A 20,337-nucleotide genomic window follows, 5' to 3' on the forward strand; every position below is an offset into this window, starting at 1 on the left:
ATATAACCGATAACCTATATCTTGATAATTCATTTAACAGATATTGTGTCTGCCACTAGAATGTCGCGCAATAGCGCAGTGCTTCTGCGCGCACTATTTTTTCAGGAGTCCTCACGTACATGAGCAACATGAACCACGAGCGTGTCCTCAGCGTCCACCACTGGAACGACACCCTCTTCAGTTTCAAGTGCACCCGCGACCCTGGTTTGCGTTTCGAGAATGGTCAGTTCGTGATGATCGGTCTGCAGCAGCCAAACGGTCGTCCGCTCATGCGTGCTTATTCGATTGCCAGCCCGAACTGGGAAGAGCATCTGGAATTCTTCAGCATCAAGGTGCCGGACGGCCCGCTGACCTCCCAGTTGCAGCACCTCAAGGAAGGTGACGAAATCATCATCAGCAAGAAGCCTACGGGTACGCTGGTGCTGGACGACCTCAAGCCGGGCAAGCATCTTTACCTGCTGAGCACTGGCACCGGCCTTGCGCCGTTCATGAGTGTCATCCAGGATCCCGAAACCTACGAGCGTTTCGAGAAGGTCATCCTCTGCCACGGCGTGCGTTACGTGAACGAAGTCGCCTATCGCGAATTCATCACCGAGCATCTGCCGCAGAATGAATTTTTCGGTGAAGCGCTGCGTGACAAGTTGATCTACTACCCGACGGTCACCCGCGAGCCCTTCGAGAACGAAGGTCGTCTTACCGACCTGATGCGCAGCGGCAAGCTGTTCAGCGACATCGGCCTGCCGCCGATCAACCCGCAGGACGACCGTGCCATGTTGTGCGGCAGCCCAAGCATGCTCGACGAGACCAGTGAAGTGCTCAATAGCTTCGGCCTGACCGTATCGCCGCGTATGCGCGAGCCGGGCGACTATCTGATCGAGCGTGCTTTCGTCGAGAAGTAAACCGGCTGCACAAGACCCGCCTCGTCCTTGACTGGATCAGGCGGGTTTTTGTTGCGCGGGATTTGTCGCCTCGATCAGTTTAGGCAAGCAGCAGCTTCAGGCGAGCAGCACTTCCAGCACGCAAATCACACCCGCTTGCGGGTAGTGCCAACGCACGTCCAGATCCCAGAACTGAGCACCATAGCGACGTTCCGGCGTGGGCAGTTGATAGGCCGGGCGCGGGTCTTGGGCCAGACACTGCTCGATCAGTTCGACCAGCGGCTCATTCAGGCGCAGCGCGTGTTCGCGAGCCTGTTGCAGCGCGGCGTCTTGCCAGTGCACCGGTATCAGGGCTGGCGCAGCACTGGCGATGCAGTTGGTCGCACCGCCAATTGCATCGGCGTAGGGTACGTAGGGCTTGATGTCCAGCACCGGCGTGCCATCCAGCAGGTCGATGCCGGACAGCCAGAGCCGCCCAGGCTCGACCTTGTCCAGCTTGACCACCGACTGGCCGATGCCATTGGGACGATGGGTTGCGCGGGTAGCGAACACGCCCATCGACTGGTTGCCACCCAGGCGCGGCGGGCGCACCTTCAGGCGTGGCTTGTCTTCCAGCGCCAGGTGGAACAGAAACAGCAGCCAGACGTGACTGACCTGTTCCAGCCCCTGAACCGCTTCACCCTGATCGAACGGTGCCACCAACTCCAGCACTCCGCGGGCCGCCGGGGCCAGTTGTGGCTGGCGAGGGATGGCGAATTTCTCCTTGAAGCAGGAGCGCACGAAGCCGACAGGGGAGACCTTGTAGCTCATCGTGGCAGGTTCAGCCACGCACGCGCAGGGTCAGGCCCTTGAGGAAATTGCGCAGCAGTTGATCGCCACAGGCGCGGTAGTTGGTGTGTCCGACCTTGCGGAACAGGGCGCTCAGTTCTGGCTTGGAGACCGGGAAGTCGACTGATTTGAGGATGGCGTGCATGTCATCTTCTTTCAGTTCGAACGCCACGCGCAGTTTTTTCAGGACGATATTGTTGGTGATCGGCAAATCGATCGGCTGTGGCGGACGGCTTTCGTCCTTGCCACGCTTGAAGTAGACCAGGCCATCAAGGAAGTGCGCCATGATTTCATCGCTGCAATCCAGGTAGCCTTCTTCTTCCTCTTTTTTCATGAACGCGATGACATCGCTTTTCGACACTTCAAAACCGGTCAGTGCGGTGATCTCGACAATCTTGCTGTCGCTGATATCGAGCATGTAGCGCACGCTGCGCAGTACGTCGTTGTTCATCATGAGGCGTGGTTCCTGATAAGTCGTAGGGCAGCGCATGACGGTGGTCATGCGCGCTGTAATAAGGTGGGTGGCGCGAGGGTCAGAACTTTTCCTTGGTCGTCATGTAGCGCCACTGGCCCTCGGGCAGTTTGCCCATGGACACGCCGCCAATACGGATACGGCGGATGGCGACGATCTTCAGGCCGACGGCCTCGCACAGCAGGGCGATGATGCCGGGCTGCGGATTTTTCATCGCAAAGCGCAGGCGGTTCTCGTTCTGCCAGCTGGCTTTCACGGCCGGCAGCTCCTTGCCTTTGTAAGTCAGGCCGTGGTTCAGCCGGTTGAGGCCATGAGCAACCATCTCGCCCGAGATCTCCACCACGTATTCCTGCTCGATCTTGCTGCGGTCATCGGTGAGCTTGCGCAGGATCTTCCAGTCCTGGCTGAACACCATCAAGCCGCTGGCGTTGGCCTGCAGGCTTGAAATCGCCTCAAGGCGCATGAAGTGGCCCTTGAGCGGACGCTTGCTGTAGCTGTGCTCTACGGAAAGCGTGCCCGGAGTGATCATCTGCAAAGCCTCTTCGGCGCTTGCCGAGGCGGGTTTGTGCAGGATGATCGTCACCGGCTCCGGGGCGTCGGCCTTGGCGTCCGGGCTGAGTTCGATTTTCTGGGTGCTGACCTTGAAGTGCGGTTCTTCGATGACCTCGCCGTCCACCGTGACCCAGCCGCCCTCGATAAACAGCTCGGCCTCCCGGCGGGAGCAACCGACCAGCTCGATTAGGCGTTTGGAAAGGCGAATGGGGTCTGTCATGACAAAAAAGCCGTTTGCTAAAATAAAGTCGCCATTGTAACCGTCTGGCGACGGTTAATCGCGGCAACATTGCATCTGCGTTGCAATCGATGTCATTGACGATCGATCAGGCGCATTCTGAGCATGGGGTAAGGCTGGCCCAGGCCATCGACTTCAGAGCGGCTGACAACCTCGAAACCATGCCTGCGGTAAAACCCCAACGCCTGCGTATTCTGCTCGTTGACGTCCAGTTCACGGATATTGAACTGCTCGATTGCATGAGCCAGCAACTGCGTGCCCAGCGTCTGGCCGCGATGGTCCGGGTCGATGAACAGAATATCCAGACTGGTCTTGCGCGTGCCCGCAAAGCCGGTGATGTTGAGCTGTTCATCCCGGGTACAGAACAGGGTCACACTGCCCAGATACTGCGGCAGCAGCCCCTTGAGCCGGGTGATGTAGGCGTCTGGCAGAAAGTCATGGGTCGCGCGCACCGAGCGTTCCCATACCTCGGTCAATTCCGGGTAATCGTGGGTATCCGGTGTATACAGCGGCATCTCGCGTCCTCCTTTCAGCTGGTCCTGGATAGACAACAGCCGGAGACAAAAAAGCCCTGCCGGTTAAAGGGCAGGGCTTTCGTTTGCAACCAGGGCGAGCGCTTAGAGCATCTCGGCCCACAGGTCGTATTCGTCGGCATCGGTCACCCGGCACATGATCTTGTCGCCGGGCTGAACGGTACTGCCGTCTTCCAGGCCGATGAACACGTTGCCGTCGATTTCCGGGGCGTCGAAGAAGCAGCGGCCCACGGCACCACGATCGTCGACTTCGTCGATCAGCACTTCGATTTCCTTGCCGATCTTCATCTGCAGGCGCGCAGCGCTGATTGCCTGCTGATGAGCCATGAAACGATCCCAGCGATCCTGCTTGACGTCGTCCGGCACGATGGCCGCGTCCAGCAGATTGGCGGGCGCGCCTTCAACCGGCGAGTACTGGAAGCAGCCAACCCGGTCCAGCTGCGCTTCGGTAAGCCAGTCCAGCAGGTACTGGAAGTCTTCTTCGGTTTCGCCGGGAAAGCCGACGATGAAGGTCGAACGGATGATCAAGTCAGGACACTGCTCACGCCAGTTCTTGATGCGTGCCAGCGTCTTGTCTTCGAAGGCCGGACGCTTCATCAGCTTGAGGATTTTCGGGCTGGCGTGCTGGAACGGGATGTCCAGGTACGGCAGGATCTTGCCAGCGGCCATCAACGGGATCAGTTCGTCGACGTGCGGGTACGGGTAGACATAGTGCAAGCGCACCCAGACGCCCATCGAGCCCAGCGCCTGGCACAGCTCGGTCATGCGGGTCTTGACCGGCTGACCGTCCCAGAAACCGGTACGGTATTTGACGTCAACGCCATAGGCGCTGGTGTCCTGGGAAATGACCAGCAGTTCCTTCACGCCGGATTTTACCAGGCGCTTGGCCTCGTCCAGCACATCGCCCACCGGGCGGCTGACCAGCTTGCCGCGCATCGACGGGATGATGCAGAAGCTGCAACTGTGGTTGCAGCCTTCGGAAATTTTCAGATACGCGTAGTGACGCGGGGTCAGTTTGACACCTTGTGGCGGCACCAGATCGATCAGCGGATTGTGATCCTGACGGGGCGGCACTACGTCGTGCACCGCGTTGACCACCTGTTCATATTGCTGCGGGCCGGTCACCGACAGCACGCTGGGGTGTACGTCGCGGATGACATTGGCGTCGACGCCCATGCAGCCGGTAACGATGACCTTGCCGTTTTCCTTGATGGCTTCGCCGATCACTTCCAGCGACTCGGCCTTGGCCGTATCGATGAAGCCACAGGTGTTGACCACCACCACGTCGGCGTCCTCGTAGGTCGCAACGACTTCGTAACCTTCCATGCGCAGTTGGGTCAGGATGCGTTCAGAGTCAACGAGTGCCTTTGGGCAACCCAGTGAAACGAATCCAACCTTGGGGGCGGACGGCGTGGTGACGGTGGACATGGCAAACCTCGGCGTGAAGGGCACCCGGACGCGAAGCGCAGGCGCTGACTGGGCGCTTGCTGCGCCTCTGATCAAAAAGTGCGCAATTCTAGCGGTGAGTGGACAGGATGACCAGCGTTTGCATGAGAATTACGACGTACGCGAGACGCAGCCGGGGCCAGCGCCCACCCATTCGATCGCATCATGATCGACAGTAGCTTCGGTGCACGCAGTGTATTGAGGGGCATGGACGAGGTTGCAGCGTGCGACTGAGACATTTTTGAATGCAGTCCAGGCCCGCATGGATAGGCCTGGACTGACTTTCACATGTTCTCAGCGCCGCGGTTCGTGCATCGGGCAGCCGTTGTGCTGACTGCGAAAGCCCGCCGAGTGTTCATAGGCCGGTTTGCGCACGCGCATGACGCCGCCCAATGGACGATGCGCCTCAAGGCCGTGCCACGGGCTGAATGCCATGGCTTCGTCAATTTCCTGAACGTTTTGCTCGGACCACGACGACTGGCGGGGCACATCGATGCGAGCGACGGTGACGTAGGGGCTGAGGTCTTCCGGCCAGATCGCCGAGGCGTCCTCGATCGGCATTTTTTCCAGGTCCGTGGCCAGCTGAACGCGGACTTCCCAGCTGGCGTCGTGTTCAAGAAAAAACGCTTTGACCGCTTCGCGCAGACCGTCCGGATTGTCTTTGAGGTCCAGCGCCTTGTCGGTCAGCGCAATCAGCTCGGCGGAGACGGGCACGACGCTGAGCTTGGCGTAGTAGGGGCCATATAGAAAAGGCACGACGGTGTAGAACGTCTCGCCGAGGATGTGGGTCATCGGGTGCCCGCCGAGACTTCTCAGTGTGCCACTTTCGCCCCCTGCAGACTCGATCACCGACTCAATGCCGCGCAGGACGGCAGACGACGCACGTTTCATGCCCGGAGCCTTGTCGGTCGTTTTGGCCAGCAACTTCAAGGTCTTCAGGAAGGCCTTGGGGTCCTTGGCGGTAAAGGCCTTGGCGTTTTGCATGACGAAATCCTGAGTGGTTGCCTCTGCGCTGCCAGGCAAGCGCGCGCCTTCGACGCCGACCAGTTTGATGGCCAGGCCTCTGGGCGTGGATACCTTGTCGTCGAGAATGTCGCCCGGGTTGGTCGAGAAGCGCATGACGACCGGGAAGTTGCCGGGCCTGGCAAAGGCACCCTGGGCCAACGGCTCGGGCAGGTCGCCGTAGACCTGAATCTGACCGTGAAGCAAGCCGTGAGCCTTGGCGTGCACACTGCGAATGGCGTGCCCCGTGTCTTGATACGTGGTCTCGAGGATGGAATGCATGGCTTCGACCAGCTCTTTGCTGGTCTGCGCTTCATCGTCCGGAACGACTTCAAATGAGGGCTGGAAGGGTAACGGCTGGACAGTCAGGTTTTGTGTGGTCATCAGAGCATCTCGGTGGGAGGGGATCAGGGTGCCCTGGCGTCGATGCGGTTCTTGAAGACCCCTGATGCGGCAGGCTTAAGTAATGACCGGCCGATATTTTTGTCGTTCCATGAGAAATGTTGCTTCGAAAAACTGCTTCAAGGGGCCGTGATCAAGGCGTGGTGGCAGGCCGGATCGATATAACCATCTGCGTTTCACCAAGAATTACGACGAGTGCTGCGTTATGCTTCGCGCCATCGCGCCGAGGCATGTCAATGTCTGGCTGAATCTGAATTGTTACGCCTTGTGATGTTCTCAGTGTTGAACCTCATGTCTGGTTTCCGGGAGTAGTGGATGAGTCAAGCAAACAGTCATGCGGAGGCCGGAGGCGCTGCCAAGCCCATCGGACTGCTGATCGCCGCAGTCGGGGTGGTTTACGGCGACATCGGCACCAGTCCGCTGTACACCCTCAAGGAGGTGTTTCAGGGGGGATACGGCGTGGAAGTGACCCATGATGCGATTCTCGGGGTACTGTCGCTGATCTTCTGGTCGCTGATCTGGGTGGTTTCCTTCAAATACATGGCGTTCGTCCTGCGTGCCGATAACCAGGGCGAGGGCGGCATCATGGCGCTGATGGCCCTGGCGCGGCGTGCGTCGGCCAAGCATCCCCGCCTGCAAATGATGATGGTGGTGTTCGGACTGTTCGGCGCCGCATTGTTCTACGGTGACAGCATGATCACCCCGGCAGTTTCGGTGTTGTCGGCGATGGAAGGGCTTGAACTGGCGTTCGATGGCCTCGATCACTGGATCGTGCCTATGGCGCTGGTGGTGCTGGTGGGCCTGTTTCTGATTCAGCGTCATGGCACCGCGCGCATCGGCGTGCTGTTCGGCCCGGTGATGGTGACCTGGTTTCTGGTGCTCGGTGCGCTGGGTGTCTATGGCATCATGCAGTCGCCGGAAGTGCTGAAAGCGGTCAATCCGGCATGGGGTGTGAATTTCTTCATCATTCATCCGGGCATTGGTGTGGCCATTCTGGGTGCTGTGGTGCTCGCCCTGACGGGGGCCGAGGCGCTGTATGCCGACATGGGTCACTTTGGCCGCAAGCCGATTTCACGTGCCTGGTTCATCCTCGTGCTGCCTGCGTTGCTGCTCAACTATTTCGGTCAGGGTGCGCTGGTGCTGGGCAATCCTGAAACGGTTCGTAACCCGTTCTACCTGCTGGCGCCGGGCTGGGCGCTGCTGCCACTGATCGGTCTGTCGACGATGGCGACCATCATTGCCTCGCAAGCGGTGATCTCCGGTGCCTTCTCGATGACGCTGCAGGCGATCCAGTTGGGCTACATTCCGCGCATGCACATCCAGCACACCTCCAGCGACGCGCAAGGCCAGATCTATATCGGTGCCGTCAACTGGGCGCTGATGGCGGGCGTGATTCTGCTGGTGATCGGCTTCGAATCGTCTGGCGCGCTGGCGTCCGCCTACGGCGTGGCGGTGACCGGGACCATGCTCTGCACCACCATTCTGGTGTCGACGGTCATGCTGATGCTCTGGAAATGGCCGCCATTGCTGGCCGTTCCATTGCTGATCTGCCTGCTGCTGGTGGACGGTCTGTTCTTCGCGGCCAACGTGCCGAAGATCTTCCAGGGCGGGGCCTTCCCGGTGCTGGCGGGTGCGGTGCTGTTTATTCTCATGACCACCTGGAAGCGCGGCAAGCAATTGCTCGCGGAGCGAATCGACGAGGGCGGCCTGCCATTGCCGATCTTCATCGGCAGTATTCGCGTCCAGCCCCCGCATCGGGTGCAGGGCACGGCAGTGTTCCTGACGGCGCGTTCGGATGCCGTGCCCCATGCGCTGTTGCACAATATGCTGCACAACCAGGTGTTGCATGAACAAGTGGTGCTGTTGACGGTGGTGTATGAAGATTCGCCGCGTGTACCGTCCGCTCAGCGCTTCGAAGTGGAATCCTATGGCGAAGGCTTCTATAGGGTGATCCTGCACTTCGGCTTTATCGATGAGCCCGATGTGCCGGCTGCGCTGGCCTTGTGTCACTTGCCGGAGCTGGACTTCAGTCCGATGCGCACCACGTACTTCCTCAGCCGCGAGACGGTGATCCCGTCCAAGATGGATGGCATGGCGCGTTGGCGTGAAGCGTTGTTCGCCTTCATGCTCAAGAACGCCAACGGCAACTTGCGCTTCTTCAAGCTGCCGTTCAACCGGGTGATCGAGCTGGGTACGCAAGTGGAGATGTAAACGTTGTCCGGGTTGTCCGGCAGCGCAGATAAAAAAATCCCGGCAACCTCACGGTGCCGGGATTTTTTTGGGTCGCAGACTGCAGCGTTACTGAGCGGTAGTCTTGCCCTGACGCTTGTTGATCGCGTCGATCAGACGTTTGGCCAGTGCCGGGTAGTCTTCATCGAAGTGATGACCGCCTGGTAACTGAACCGCTTCGCCAACGGCGGTGGTGTCGGTGCAACCGCTGTCTTTCTTCTCTTCTACGCCGTAAACGCAGAACACCTTGGCGGCTGGCAGCTTGGCCATTTCCTGTCCGGTGGTGGCTTCCTTGCCTGCGTTACCGAGCCAGCCGTCAACGTGAATCTCGAAGCTGCCAGTGCGCGCGAAGGCCAGCAGAATGATTGCGTCAACCCGGTTCTGATCGTCTACGGCCAGGCGATTGTAGATGGCTGGCATAACGTCCGCACCGAACGAGTAGCCAGCCAGGATGAAGCGCTTGGTGCCCCATTTCTGACGGTAGTGGTTCATCAGGTCGGTGAGGTCGACGGCGGTCTGTTCCGGCGTCTTGTGTTCCCAGTAGTAGCGCAGCACATCGATGCCGACCACCGGGTAGCCCATCTTGGCCATGTCGCCAGCCACGACCTTGTCCAGGTCGCGCCATCCGCCGTCACCGGACATGAACAGCGTCACCGTGTCAGACGGCTGGCTGGCCGGGACTTCGACCGTTGGTATGCCCAGTCCGCCGCTGTCATTCTCGCCGAGCAGCAGATGACGAAGTTCGGTATTGAGCACCTGAGGCAGCGGAATGTCGTAGTCGCTGATGCTGGTGTCGGCGTTGGTCTGGTCGCGCACGAACGCTGCGCTCGGATCATCCGGCGCGTCATTCCAGGCGGCCAGCCAGTGCCCGTGCTCAGCCTTTTGTGGCAGTGGCACGTCACAGATCTGTGGTGGCTTTTCATCCTCTTCCACAACAGGCGGCGGGTTCGAGGCATGTTCAAGCGCAAAACCTACGGAAATGGCCTGCGCCTTGTCATCGGTCTGTCCGGCCAGCCAGCGCCAGGCCAGCGTTGCACCAGGGCCTATGCCACCGACGACCTTTGCCGGGCCGTCGAGCTTCGCCAGAGCGTCCTGGAAGGTCTTCTGCTGCAGGACGCAGTCGTCCTTGGGCAACACCACCTGAATGATGCGTGCTGACGCATCCTTGCTGATCGCCAGCAATTGTTTGTCGGTCAACATGTCTTCAGCGGTAACGGCCAGTGCGATACGGGTCTTGATGCTGGTGGCCGGTGTTACGCTGGTCAGCGGCGCGCCACCGTCAAGGTTCGAGTGTTCCAGTGATGCGGGCGGGGCGGGGCGGGTCCAGACCCAGACTCCCAGCGCTACGATTAAAAGAACAATTACCAGAGCTGCGAGCAAAAGGCGCCAGGAGCGTCGAATCATCAGCGTTTCACCAATCCAGTCAGGCCGCCCGCAATCAGGGCGGCGGTGTCAGCCAGTGCCACGAGCGGATCAAGTCCGGCAGGCACGGCCATATAACGAGGTTCCCAGTCAGGCTGGAACTTGTCCTTGAAGCGACGCAGCCCCTGGAAGTTGTACAGCTGTTCGCCACGGCGGAAGATCATCGAACCCAGACGCTGGGTGATGGGTGCACCGCGTCGTGGCTGCAGACCCGACAAAGGCACCATGCCCAGGCTGAAGCGCGCATAGCCCTGGGCTTTGTAATGCAGAATCAGGCCGACCATCATGAACTCCATGGTCAGCTTGGGCGCATCCGGGTGAGAGCGCATCAGGTCAAGGCTGGCCAGTTCCGGGCTGGTGGTTTCCAGCAGGTTGGAGAACGCGACCGGCTTGCCCTGAAAGTGCACGATGGCAATGCGGAAGTACTTTAGGTACTCGGTGCTGAAGCGGCCCAGGGAGAAGCCTTTTTCACGGACATTCTTGCCCGTCAGCCAGGCGTCGGAAATCACTTTCAGCTCGTCGATCGGCGCCTGGCCCGGTTCGTAGATTTCCAGCGAAAGACCATCGCGGCCACCCCGGTTCCAGGTGTAACGCAGGTCCTTCATCTCCTTGCCCTTGGCGTCGATGTCGAAGCGCCGCAGGTCGACGCGCGCTTCTTCACCCAGCTTGATGGCGGTGAGACCGATGTCCATGTAGAACGGCAGGTTTTCTGCACGTACCTGGTAGAACACCGGACGTGCATGGTGCACGTCGCACAGATCGCGGAATTGCCAGATCAGCTCGGCACGCTGCTGTGTAGGGCCGATCGGATCGTAAAGCGCCACCAGACTGCGGCCGCGATGCGAGTACATCAGGAATGCATTGCCGGCCGGATGAAACAGGATCGCCTTGTCGCCGGTCAGCACCAGGCCGCCATCCGGCTGTTTGGATGCCTTGAGGATCTCGGCCGCCTTGTCCAGATCTGCTGCGTCGGGCAGCTTGATGACCGGCCTGGCAGTACGCAGCAACCAGGTCAGCGAAACCACCACCAGCAGTACTGCGCTGCCCAGCGCCGAACGCAGGCCGCGCGGGGCGTCTGCATCGAGGGTGAACTGCCACCACAACTGGTGACTGTAGGGCACGTCCTGATAGGCGAACAGCAGCAGCCAGATCGAGGCACCGACCACACAAATGCTGGCAATCAGGTAGACCGGCGAGAACGGCAGCTCCAGCAGGCGGCTTGGACGGTAGAACGAGCGGCGGAAGGTCAGCAGCAGGCAGGCGGTCAGCAGCAGCATGCTGGCTTCTTCCCAGTCGAAGCCTTTGAGTATCGACAGCACTGCACCGACCAGCAGCAAAATAGAAGTCAGCATCCATGCGGCCGACAGTCGCCGACGCAGGCCCTGGGCAAGCAACAGGCACAGTACGCCCACCAGACTGGCACCGAAGTGCGACGCATAGATCAGTCGATGCGGGATCATGAAGCCGACGTTTTCCAGACGGGTATCGATTTCAGGGGTGGCACCAGAGAAGAGCAGCACCACCCCCGACAAGAAAACCAGTAGTGCCAGAATCGGTGCCGCCAGCCCTGAGGCGACGCGCATGGCCTGCCGGGTCGGCAGCAGACGTTGGGCTTCGGTAAACAGCAGGGTAAGACAGGCCAGCAGCAGCGGCAGGATCACGTAGATCAGGCGGTACAGCAGCAGCGCAGCGGCGAGCGGGGCGGCACCCAGTTCGTTGGCAAAGGCTGCGAGCAGAATCGCTTCGAACACACCGACGCCGCCAGGCACATGGCTGAGTACGCCAGCAGCGAGGGCCAGCAGATAGATAAGGATGAATGCACCCAGCGGCGGCGCGTGCGGCAGCAGGAGGTACAGGACCATCGCTGCGGCGGCGACATCCAGCGCGGTGATCACCAGCTGGATCAGCGTCAGCTTCAAATCCGGCAGGCGCAAGGTACGACGACCGAGACGAACCAGAATATTGTGCGGGATGTCCTGTTCCGGCAGGCGGCGACGGTAGACAAACACCGCCAGCAGCAGGCTGCCGATCAAAACTGCTGTGGCGACGACAGCCAGCACGTCGACGGGAAGCTTGAGTGCCAGTGACGCGCCTGAAAGGTTGCTCAACGTGGCCAGTGCAGCCAGCGGCGGCAGCGCACAACCCAGTGACAGGCTGGCGAACACGGTCATGCGGGCAATTTCGATTGCGCCTACGCCGTGGCGTGAATAAAGCCTGTAGCGCACCGAGCCACCGGACAGCATCGACAGGCCGACCGCATTGCCGATGGCAAATGAGGTGAAGCCGCCGAGAAGCAGCGTCTTGATGGGCAGGTCGACATTGGCATAGCGACTGGCCGACAGTTCATAGCCCATCAGGATGATATAGCCGACGATTGCCGCGAGCAGCGCACCGCCCAGGGCGGGCAGGGGGACTGCGAACAGCGAGTCGTGCAGCGCATACCAGTCCATTTCGACCAGCATGTGGCGGCAGGCTATAAGGGCCAGGCTGAACAACAGCAGCATCACTGCCAGCCCGATGGGCTGTCGGTATTTGCTCAGCAGCTCCCGCCAGTTATGGCGCGGTGGGCTGATGGGTTGCTCTGCATCAATGGTTTCATTGGAATCGGACATGTTGTCGCGCATCAATCACTCCTTGGATCGTGCGCGACAGGATGGAGGTATGCAGCCAAGTTACCAATCCCTACGCAGAAAATATTTCAGGATGTTAGCGCGTCAACGTCTAACGAGCGAATAGCGAATCGAGCCGGGTGATGCTGTTCAGCTACGGTTCAGTCGTGATTCAGCTTAGTAACACCTATCGGCAGCGCACGCAAAAACTGTCGTAAATGCACGCATTACGTTACAGATGTGATGATAGGGTTTCAAAGGGCTTTGGAAATAGTCTTTTTTGTCAGACAGTTATCCGTTGCCCGCACTGCTTTTTTACCGGAAACAAAAAAGGCCACTCTTTCGAGTAGCCTTTCTTGATGTTTGGTTGCGGGAGCCGGATTTGAACCGACGACCTTCGGGTTATGAGCCCGACGAGCTACCAGACTGCTCCATCCCGCGTCTGTGTGGCGGCATTCTACAGCCGAACGCCGATGTGTCAACCCTTAATCCGGAAAGCCTGCAAATGAGTAGCAGATTGTGCAGATTTTGCACGATTGGGTTCGGATGCGCAGTTTTCAGGGCTGCGCGCTTGCGTGGGGCATTATCAGGAAAGCGTAAGGCCTTTGGTCAGGATTTGCCGCAGGTCGCCGGGAGCGATCTATATCTGCGCGAGGAATGGTCCATGTCCAGGCCTTAGAAGGGTGCTTTTCAGGCGCGCACAAAAAAGGCCACTCTTTCGAGTAGCCTTTCTTGATGTTTGGTTGCGGGAGCCGGATTTGAACCGACGACCTTCGGGTTATGAGCCCGACGAGCTACCAGACTGCTCCATCCCGCGTCTGTGTGGCGGCATTCTACAGAGAGATGGCGAGGTGTCAATGGTTAGTTTTAAAAAAGTGCTTTTTCTTCAAATGCTTAGCGGATCCAAATGATCGGTCTGCACGGCATCGGCGCTTGCATGACGGGGCTTTGCGGCTTTTTCGGTCATGCGTGATGGGCTTTTGACTACTTTTCATGGCGACCTTTCGCATCATTGGATGTTACTTGGCGGTACGAATGAGATACTGCGCGGCCATTGATTGCAAAATCCCATCAGGTCATGACGCAGCGCAAAATCATCCACATCGACTGTGACTGCTTTTATGCAGCCATTGAAATGCGTGACGAGCCCGACCTCGCTGGCAAGCCGCTGGCGGTAGGCGGCTCTGCGGAGCGGCGCGGGGTGATTGCGACCTGTAATTACGAGGCGCGCGCCTATGGGGTGCGTTCGGCCATGTCGTCCCGGCATGCGCTCAAACTCTGCCCGGACCTGACCATCGTCAAGCCGCGCATGGATGCTTATAAAGAAGCATCGCGGGAAATCCACACGATCTTTCGCGATTACACCGACCTTATAGAGCCGTTGTCTCTGGATGAGGCCTTTCTGGATGTGTCCGAGGCCGGGCATTTTTCCGGCAGTGCCACGCGCATCGCGCAGGACATCCGTCGCAGGGTCTCGAATCAGTTGCACATCACTGTGTCGGCGGGCGTTGCGCCCAACAAGTTTCTCGCCAAGATCGCCAGCGACTGGAAAAAGCCCAACGGGTTGTTCGTCATCACACCGGATCAGGTCGAGGATTTCGTCGCTTCCTTGCCGGTCACCAAGCTTCACGGCGTCGGAAAAGTCACCGCAGACAAGCTCGGCCGGCTGGGTATCGTCGACTGCGCCGACCTGCGAAGCCGCAGCAAGCTCGCGCTGGTCCGGGAATTCGGCAGCTTTGGCGAGCGCCTCTGGAGTCTGGCGCACGGGATCGATGACCGCCCCGTGCAGAATGACAGCCGACGTCAGTCAGTCAGCGTTGAAAATACCTACGACACGGATCTGCCCGATCTGGCGGCCTGCCTGGAAAAGCTGCCGGACCTGCTGGAAACGTTGAGTGGCCGCATGGCCAGAATGGAAGGGCAGTACCGGCCCGGCAAGCCGTTCGTCAAAGTGAAGTTTCACGACTTTACGCAGACGACTCTGGAGCAGTCCGGAGCCGGCAGGGATCTGGGCAGCTATGAACAGTTGCTGGCTCAGGCGTTCGCCCGTGGTGGCAAGCCGGTCCGCTTGCTGGGCATAGGCGTACGTTTGCACGATCTGCGTGCAGCCCATGAGCAACTGGAATTGTTCTCTCGATAATGACTGGCCGCGGTTATACGCCGCGGCCTTTCATGTTACGGGTTCTTGCTACTGACTCTGGGCAGGAACGGCGACCAGGCGGCCAGCGTCTCTGGCGAGAGACTTGAGAAACTCACCCTGCAACTGCGGATCGTTGCGCGTCAGTTCGATCAGGCTCTGTTCCAGCTCGCTGGCTTCTTCTTCCAGCCCCATGTCAGAAAGACGTTTGACGCGATGCACCCACTGGCTGACCTCGTCATCTTCCAGGTCGTCGTAGATCAGGGCGTGCGCCTCCAGCAACTTGCCGCGTAGCGAGTGGCTGATTGGCAAACTGGCGTTCGCGTGCGCGCTGTCCTGATCGTCTTCGACATTGATATAGATGCGCGTGATGCGGCTCAGGTCCTGTTCCGCAAACGGGCTGTCCAGCAGGTTCAGGCGCAGGATGCCGTTGCGGTCAGTGCTCATTTCGTGAGTTTCATTGCCAGCCTTGACCATCACCGGGCGTTCATTCCAGGGCAGGGTGGAGTTCTCGATCCGCTTGTCCTTCTGAACCTCGTCGATGCTCGCCAGATTCTGCTCGGCGCGACCGTGGGACGGGGCATTCATGAACGGGTTCAGACCTGCCACGCCATAGTGAATCCAGTCCTTGGTCATGCTTTCCGGCAAATTGCCCAGCGCAAACACGTTGACCACGTTGGCCCCGACACCTGCGACAACCGCTATCGCGCCGAGCGGGATCTCGTAGACCTCCCGCCACGGTTGGTAAGGCGTGTAGCGGTCATAGTGTCGAGTGACTTCAAAGTCGGTGACCTCGAACGATTTGTGCTCGTGAATCCGCACGCGGCGTTGCGGCAACTCCAGTGTCTTGGGTTCGCCGATATCGACTTGCAGGGTATGTTCGAGCAGTTTGCGTTCGACTCGCTCCTCGTGCTCGCTGCGCTGAGAGAGCTGGTTGGCACAGCCGCCGACGAGAAATGAGCCGCACAGAACGGCGCTGCCGAGGCTTAAGGTGCTTCGTTTGAGCATGGGATCTCTGATGCGGATTGGGCGAGTGAAGAGCGGCGCACCTGCGAGCAGGTGCGCCTTTTGACTCAGCGGTTCACTTTGCCCTGGATGAACGACAGCACGTCCGCGACCGCAATGGCTTGCGGTTGCGATTCGGTACGGCTCTTGTATTCCAGATTGCCTTCGGCCAGGCCTCGGTCGCTCACCACGATGCGATGCGGGATACCGATCAGTTCCATGTCGGCGAACTTGATGCCCGGGCTGGTCTTCTTGTCGCGGTCGTCGAGCAATACTTCAAAACCGGCAGCCGTCAGGTCGGCGTACAGTTTGTCCGTCGCTTCACGAACGGCGTCTGTCTCGTAGCGCAGCGGAACCAGCGCAATCTGGAACGGTGCGAGGGTGTCGTTCCAGATGATGCCGTTTTCGTCGCTGTTCTGTTCGATGGCAGCCGCCACCACCCGGGAAACACCGATGCCGTAGCAACCCATCGCCAGATTGACCGGCTTGCCGTTCTCACCCAGCACCTGGCACTTCATCGCTTCGCTGTACTTGGTGCCCAGCTGAAAGATGTGACCCACTTCGATGCCGCGCTTGATTTCCAGCGTGCCTTTGCCATCCGGGCTTGGATCGCCCGCAACCACGTTACGCAGGTCGGCGACGGTCGGCACCGGCAGATCGCGCTCCCAGTTGACGCCGAAGTAGTGCTTGTCGTCGATGTTGGCACCCACGCTGAAGTCGCTCATCAGCTCGACAGAGCGGTCGATGATGCACGGCAGTGGCAGGTTCAATGGGCCCAGCGAGCCCGCGCCTGCGCCGATGGCGTCGCGCAGTTCGGCTTCGGACGCCATGACCAGCGGGCTGGCGACCTGTTCCAGCTGGCTGGCCTTGATTTCATTGAGCTCGTGATCGCCGCGGATGATCAGGGCGATCAGCTTGCCTTCTTCGGCCGCATGGACCACCAGAGTCTTGACGGTTTTCTCGATGGGCAGACCGAAACCCTCCACCAGTTGGGCGATGGTTTTGGCGTTTGGAGTGTCGATCAGACGCAATTCTTCAGTAGCGGCCGGACGAGTCTTTTCGCGAGGCACCGCTTCGGCTTTTTCGATGTTGGCTGCGTAATCGGAGCCATCGCTGAACACGATATCGTCTTCGCCGGATTCGGCCAGTACGTGGAATTCGTGCGAGCCTGCGCCACCAATCGAGCCGTTATCCGCTTCGACCGGGCGGAATTTGAGGCCTAGGCGGGTGAAGATGTTGCTGTATGCCAGGTGCATGCGATCGTAGGTGACCTGCAGCGATTCGTGATCGGCGTGGAACGAGTAAGCGTCTTTCATGACGAACTCGCGTCCACGCATCAGGCCGAAGCGTGGGCGGATCTCGTCACGGAATTTGGTCTGGATCTGGTACAGATTGATTGGCAGCTGTTTATAGCTGTTGAGCTCATTGCGTGCCAGATCGGTGATGACTTCTTCGTGGGTCGGGCCCAGGCAGAACTCACGGTTGTGGCGGTCGACCAGACGCATCAGCTCCGGGCCATACTGCTCCCAGCGTCCGGATTCCTGCCACAGCTCTGCGGGTTGAATGCCGGGCATCAAGATTTCGAGTGCGCCTGCGGCGTCCATTTCTTCACGAACAATGGCTTCGACCTTGCGCAGCACGCGCAGGCCCATGGGCAGCCAGGTGTAAAGACCGGATGCTAACTTGCGGATCATGCCGGCGCGCAGCATCAGCTGATGGCTGACCACGACCGCATCGGAAGGGGTTTCTTTCTGTGTGGCGAGCAAAAATTGACTGGTGCGCATGGTTGGCCGTTGTCGGTTGCTGAGACATGAAATGACCTGGCATTGTACGGCGGTGTGCCGGTCGCGTACAGGGCGGGGCTGGCTTGCAGGTGGCGTCAGAGCGCTTTGATGGGAGCATGAAAAAGCCCGGCATGTGCCGGGCTTCTTCTATTAACGAGTGCTGAGCGGTGATTACAGGATCGAGATCGGGTAATCGACAATCAGGCGGAACTCGTTGACGTCGCCATCTGCCTGGGCATCGTTACCACGGTGCCATGCCTGACGCATACGGAAGGACAGATCTTTGGCTGGGCCAGTCTGTACAACGTATTTGGCTTCAAGGTTGGTTTCGTGGTGCTTACCGTCGGCTCCATACATGTTGGCATAGGCACTGGACGCGTCTACTTTGGTGCCATCAATGTTGTCACCGTTGAGGTAGCGGGTCATGAAGCTCAGGCCAGGAACGCCGTAAGGAGTCATGTTCAGGTCGTAGCGCACTTGCCACGATTTCTCGCCTGGACCGTTGAAGTCGGAGTACTGAACGGAGTTGGCCAGGAAAATCGAGTCGCCGCCACGATTGTTGTCGCCTATACCGATGTAGTCGAACGGTGTATCGCCGTCGACTTTCTGGTACGCAACGGTAATGGTATGCGCTGCCAGGAATGAATAGGCTGCCGATGCCGAGTAAGTGGTGTTGTTAATCGACCCAGCTTTAGCGCTGCCTTCGTCAAGGGTGCGGTACAGGTTGACGTCGAAAGCCAGTGACTGATCATTCCCCAAAGGCAATGCGTAGTTCACGTTACCGTAGTACTGATCCCAGATGTCTTCGAGTTTGGCTGCATAGAAAGCTACGCCCAAACCGTCGGTCACTGCGTACTTGCCGCCAACAAAATCTGCGCTGCTGGCTTTCAGGCCGTTGAAGCCGTTTGCGTAAGTTGCCCAGATGCTGCCGTCGTGACTGGTGTCATCCTGGCTTGTGCCCGAGTAGAAGTGTCCTGCTTCAAGATCAAGACCTGCAATCTCACTGCTTTGCAGGCTTAGACCACTAGCGGTTTGAGGTAGCAGGCGTGATCCGCCAACCGCAAATACTGGACTGGTAGGCTGCATATCACCGATTTTCAATTCAGTCTTCGATACGCGGAATTTTACAGCGCCGCCCAGCTTGCCCTGCGTAGCCTCGTTATCACCATTGGCGTCAGTGACCAAGTTTCCAGAGCCTGAGTATTTGTCGAGACCCCAAAGCCTGAGGCCCCCGTAGCCGAATGCCTCAACGCCTACACCGATGGTGCCTTGAGTGTAGCCGGTGCTGAAGTTGGCCCAGATGCCCTGGGTCCAGTCTTTGTCGCTGCGGCCGCCTGGAGCAGGGTTGTTTTTCTTGTCGCGGTTGAAATAATAGTTGCGCAACTTCAGGTCAAGCGTGCTGCCTTCCACAAAGCCCTTGGCATCAGCCTGATCGCTGACGAAAGGTGCGGCTGTTGCCATTTGGGCGCTGGCTGCTGTAACGGCCAGTGCGATTGCGCTCCACTTCATCACTCTCATCGTGATTGCTCCTTTGGTTTTTAGAAGATTTTTCTGCCGTCCCACCTGTTTTTTTATCTGGGCGGCTCTTTCTATTTTTGTCGGCGGAATCTATATCACGCTGACTTGGGTGCTATAGCTACAGCCTTATCCTTTCAGAATCTTTACGACGCGCAGCCGAGCTAGCCTGTAGTGGCATTCTGCACATTGTCGGATCGATCAAAGTGCGGTCCGTCACGGCGTCCCTCAGGGTCGCAAGCCTTGTTTCCCTTGATGCTGTCACCCCTGTTTTCCGCCAGGGGTGTCGTGATCATATGGGTGATAAAGCAACAAGCGTGCACAAAGTTTCCGAAAATGAAAAAATTTTGTGAAAAATCAGAATCAAGATCGCCTTTTTGCTCTATCTAGCTGTTTTAAATGACTATTTTTATTTTTTGAAAATACCTCTGGCTTTTCTCCGCCAAGGCTGGCTTCTGCCCCTCTCGCCCAAAAACGTTACCGGTATAGGCTTACATTGAGTAGAAAACGAATCCACCGTGTTGCTGACGCAACAGCAGTGTGTGATTTTGGTGCATTCCCCATCGGGTTCGCCTGAACCTGGAGCATTGCTATGGGTGGCGGTCATGGTGAGGCAATGGATGTTTCATTTTCATGTACGCGAGGTAGGCAATTGTAAGGGGGTGGTTCAGGGTGAGGCTGTTTTCAGCGGGATCCGCCGTCAGTCAGTGGCGTCAAATCGGTGCGGCGACCGTTGCAGTGGATGCATTCTGGTGCGCAGGTGAAGCCTTACGCGAAGCCTAGTATCCTGACTGCCTATCGCAGCACCCTGTTACCGACAGGGCAGGTGCATTCACCTGGCAATCAGGAGCTTTTTATCGTGTTCGTTCTGGATTCCCGTCTTCAACAAGACACCTTGCCGATTGGCGACTTTCCGCTATGCCGGTTACTGCTCTCCAACGACAGCCACTACCCCTGGTTCATTCTGGTGCCGCGCCGCGCAGACATCACCGAAGTCTTTCAGCTGAGTGCAGCAGACCAGATGCAGTTGTGGCAGGAGACGAGTGCGCTGGCCAAGGTGCTGAACGAGCTCTTCGATGCGGATAAAATCAATGTTGCCGCCTTGGGCAACGTAGTGAGCCAGCTGCATATGCACGTCATCGTGCGCAAACGTGACGATGCCGCCTGGCCTGCGCCCGTGTGGGGCAAGCATGCTGCCATCGCTTATACCGACGAACAGCTCTCGGCAATCCGTCGGCAGTTGAAGCCGGTACTGACAAATGATTTTCGATTTGAGGAGGAGTAA

14 protein-coding genes, 2 tRNA genes and 1 pseudogene are annotated in these 20,337 nt (G+C 58.7%); 4 read left to right on the forward strand and 13 right to left on the reverse strand.

Annotated elements, in window-relative coordinates:
- Nucleotides 1–119 precede the first annotated feature (119 nt).
- Nucleotides 120–899, forward strand: a complete 780-nt coding sequence (gene fpr / locus PCPL58_RS09235; protein ID WP_002554680.1) for a ferredoxin-NADP reductase — start codon at nucleotides 120–122, stop codon at nucleotides 897–899.
- A gap of 96 nt (nucleotides 900–995) precedes the next feature.
- Here the strand turns inward: fpr and tsaA are convergent, their stop codons facing one another.
- From tsaA to PCPL58_RS09270, 6 genes are all read right to left on the reverse strand, one after another.
- A complete protein-coding gene (gene tsaA, locus PCPL58_RS09240) occupies nucleotides 996–1,688 on the reverse strand; it encodes a tRNA (N6-threonylcarbamoyladenosine(37)-N6)-methyltransferase TrmO (RefSeq protein WP_065349278.1) in 693 nt (230 codons plus the stop codon).
- Between the two features lie 10 nt (nucleotides 1,689–1,698).
- Complete coding sequence (locus tag PCPL58_RS09245; protein ID WP_003433332.1) at nucleotides 1,699–2,160, reverse strand: YehS family protein; 462 nt, start codon at nucleotides 2,158–2,160, stop codon at nucleotides 1,699–1,701.
- Nucleotides 2,161–2,239: 79 nt separating this feature from the next.
- On the reverse strand, nucleotides 2,240–2,950 hold the full coding sequence (locus tag PCPL58_RS09250) for an rRNA pseudouridine synthase (RefSeq protein WP_044309269.1): 711 nt from the start codon (nucleotides 2,948–2,950) through the stop codon (nucleotides 2,240–2,242).
- Nucleotides 2,951–3,042: 92 nt separating this feature from the next.
- A complete protein-coding gene (locus tag PCPL58_RS09255) occupies nucleotides 3,043–3,483 on the reverse strand; it encodes a GNAT family N-acetyltransferase (protein ID WP_003364766.1) in 441 nt (146 codons plus the stop codon).
- 102 nt (nucleotides 3,484–3,585) lie between these two features.
- Nucleotides 3,586–4,929, reverse strand: coding sequence for a 30S ribosomal protein S12 methylthiotransferase RimO (rimO, locus tag PCPL58_RS09260; RefSeq protein ID WP_003433328.1), 1,344 nt, complete (start codon nucleotides 4,927–4,929; stop codon nucleotides 3,586–3,588).
- A 312-nt stretch (nucleotides 4,930–5,241) separates the two neighbouring features.
- Nucleotides 5,242–6,333: a catalase family protein gene (locus PCPL58_RS09270; RefSeq protein WP_065349280.1), complete on the reverse strand. Its 1,092-nt coding sequence runs from the start codon at nucleotides 6,331–6,333 to the stop codon at nucleotides 5,242–5,244.
- Between the two features lie 333 nt (nucleotides 6,334–6,666).
- Here PCPL58_RS09270 and PCPL58_RS09275 point away from each other — a divergent pair, with 333 nt between their 5' ends.
- Entirely contained in the window at nucleotides 6,667–8,562 is a 1,896-nt protein-coding gene (locus PCPL58_RS09275; protein WP_003433327.1) for a potassium transporter Kup, read from the forward strand.
- 87 nt (nucleotides 8,563–8,649) lie between these two features.
- Here the strand turns inward: PCPL58_RS09275 and PCPL58_RS09280 are convergent, their stop codons facing one another.
- The 4 genes and pseudogenes from PCPL58_RS09280 to PCPL58_RS09295 all read right to left on the reverse strand — a co-directional run bounded on the left by PCPL58_RS09280 (nucleotide 8,650) and on the right by PCPL58_RS09295 (nucleotide 13,428).
- Complete coding sequence (locus PCPL58_RS09280) at nucleotides 8,650–9,984, reverse strand: virulence factor family protein (RefSeq protein ID WP_060708787.1); 1,335 nt, start codon at nucleotides 9,982–9,984, stop codon at nucleotides 8,650–8,652.
- Nucleotides 9,984–12,601 (reverse strand): annotated as a pseudogene (mprF, locus tag PCPL58_RS09285) (bifunctional lysylphosphatidylglycerol flippase/synthetase MprF). The gene PCPL58_RS09280 and the pseudogene mprF overlap by 1 nt, the downstream one beginning before the upstream one ends.
- 374 nt (nucleotides 12,602–12,975) lie before the next feature.
- A tRNA-Met gene (locus PCPL58_RS09290) sits at nucleotides 12,976–13,052 on the reverse strand.
- A 299-nt stretch (nucleotides 13,053–13,351) separates the two neighbouring features.
- Nucleotides 13,352–13,428 (reverse strand) — tRNA-Met (locus PCPL58_RS09295).
- Between the two features lie 261 nt (nucleotides 13,429–13,689).
- Here PCPL58_RS09295 and dinB point away from each other — a divergent pair.
- The gene (gene dinB, locus PCPL58_RS09300) at nucleotides 13,690–14,751 is read left to right on the forward strand and encodes a DNA polymerase IV (RefSeq protein ID WP_003364753.1); all 1,062 of its coding nucleotides are present in this window, start codon (nucleotides 13,690–13,692) and stop codon (nucleotides 14,749–14,751) included.
- A 48-nt stretch (nucleotides 14,752–14,799) separates the two neighbouring features.
- On the opposite strand, the gene PCPL58_RS09305 is transcribed toward dinB, so the two are convergent.
- From PCPL58_RS09305 to PCPL58_RS09315, 3 genes are all read right to left on the reverse strand, one after another.
- The gene (locus tag PCPL58_RS09305; RefSeq protein ID WP_003433321.1) at nucleotides 14,800–15,756 is read right to left on the reverse strand and encodes a hypothetical protein; all 957 of its coding nucleotides are present in this window, start codon (nucleotides 15,754–15,756) and stop codon (nucleotides 14,800–14,802) included.
- A 65-nt stretch (nucleotides 15,757–15,821) separates the two neighbouring features.
- Nucleotides 15,822–17,537 (reverse strand): proline--tRNA ligase, encoded by a 1,716-nt coding sequence (locus tag PCPL58_RS09310; RefSeq protein ID WP_003364749.1) that lies wholly within the window; start codon nucleotides 17,535–17,537, stop codon nucleotides 15,822–15,824.
- 171 nt (nucleotides 17,538–17,708) lie between these two features.
- Nucleotides 17,709–19,055 carry an OprD family porin gene (locus PCPL58_RS09315; protein WP_003433319.1) on the reverse strand — a complete coding sequence of 449 codons (1,347 nt, stop codon included), beginning with the start codon at nucleotides 19,053–19,055 and terminating at the stop codon, nucleotides 17,709–17,711.
- An 856-nt stretch (nucleotides 19,056–19,911) separates the two neighbouring features.
- Here PCPL58_RS09315 and PCPL58_RS09320 point away from each other — a divergent pair.
- Nucleotides 19,912–20,337 (forward strand): HIT family protein, encoded by a 426-nt coding sequence (locus tag PCPL58_RS09320; RefSeq protein WP_003433318.1) that lies wholly within the window; start codon nucleotides 19,912–19,914, stop codon nucleotides 20,335–20,337.

The sequence above is a fragment of the Pseudomonas cerasi genome (assembly GCF_900074915.1).
GTDB lineage: Bacteria > Pseudomonadota > Gammaproteobacteria > Pseudomonadales > Pseudomonadaceae > Aquipseudomonas > Aquipseudomonas cerasi.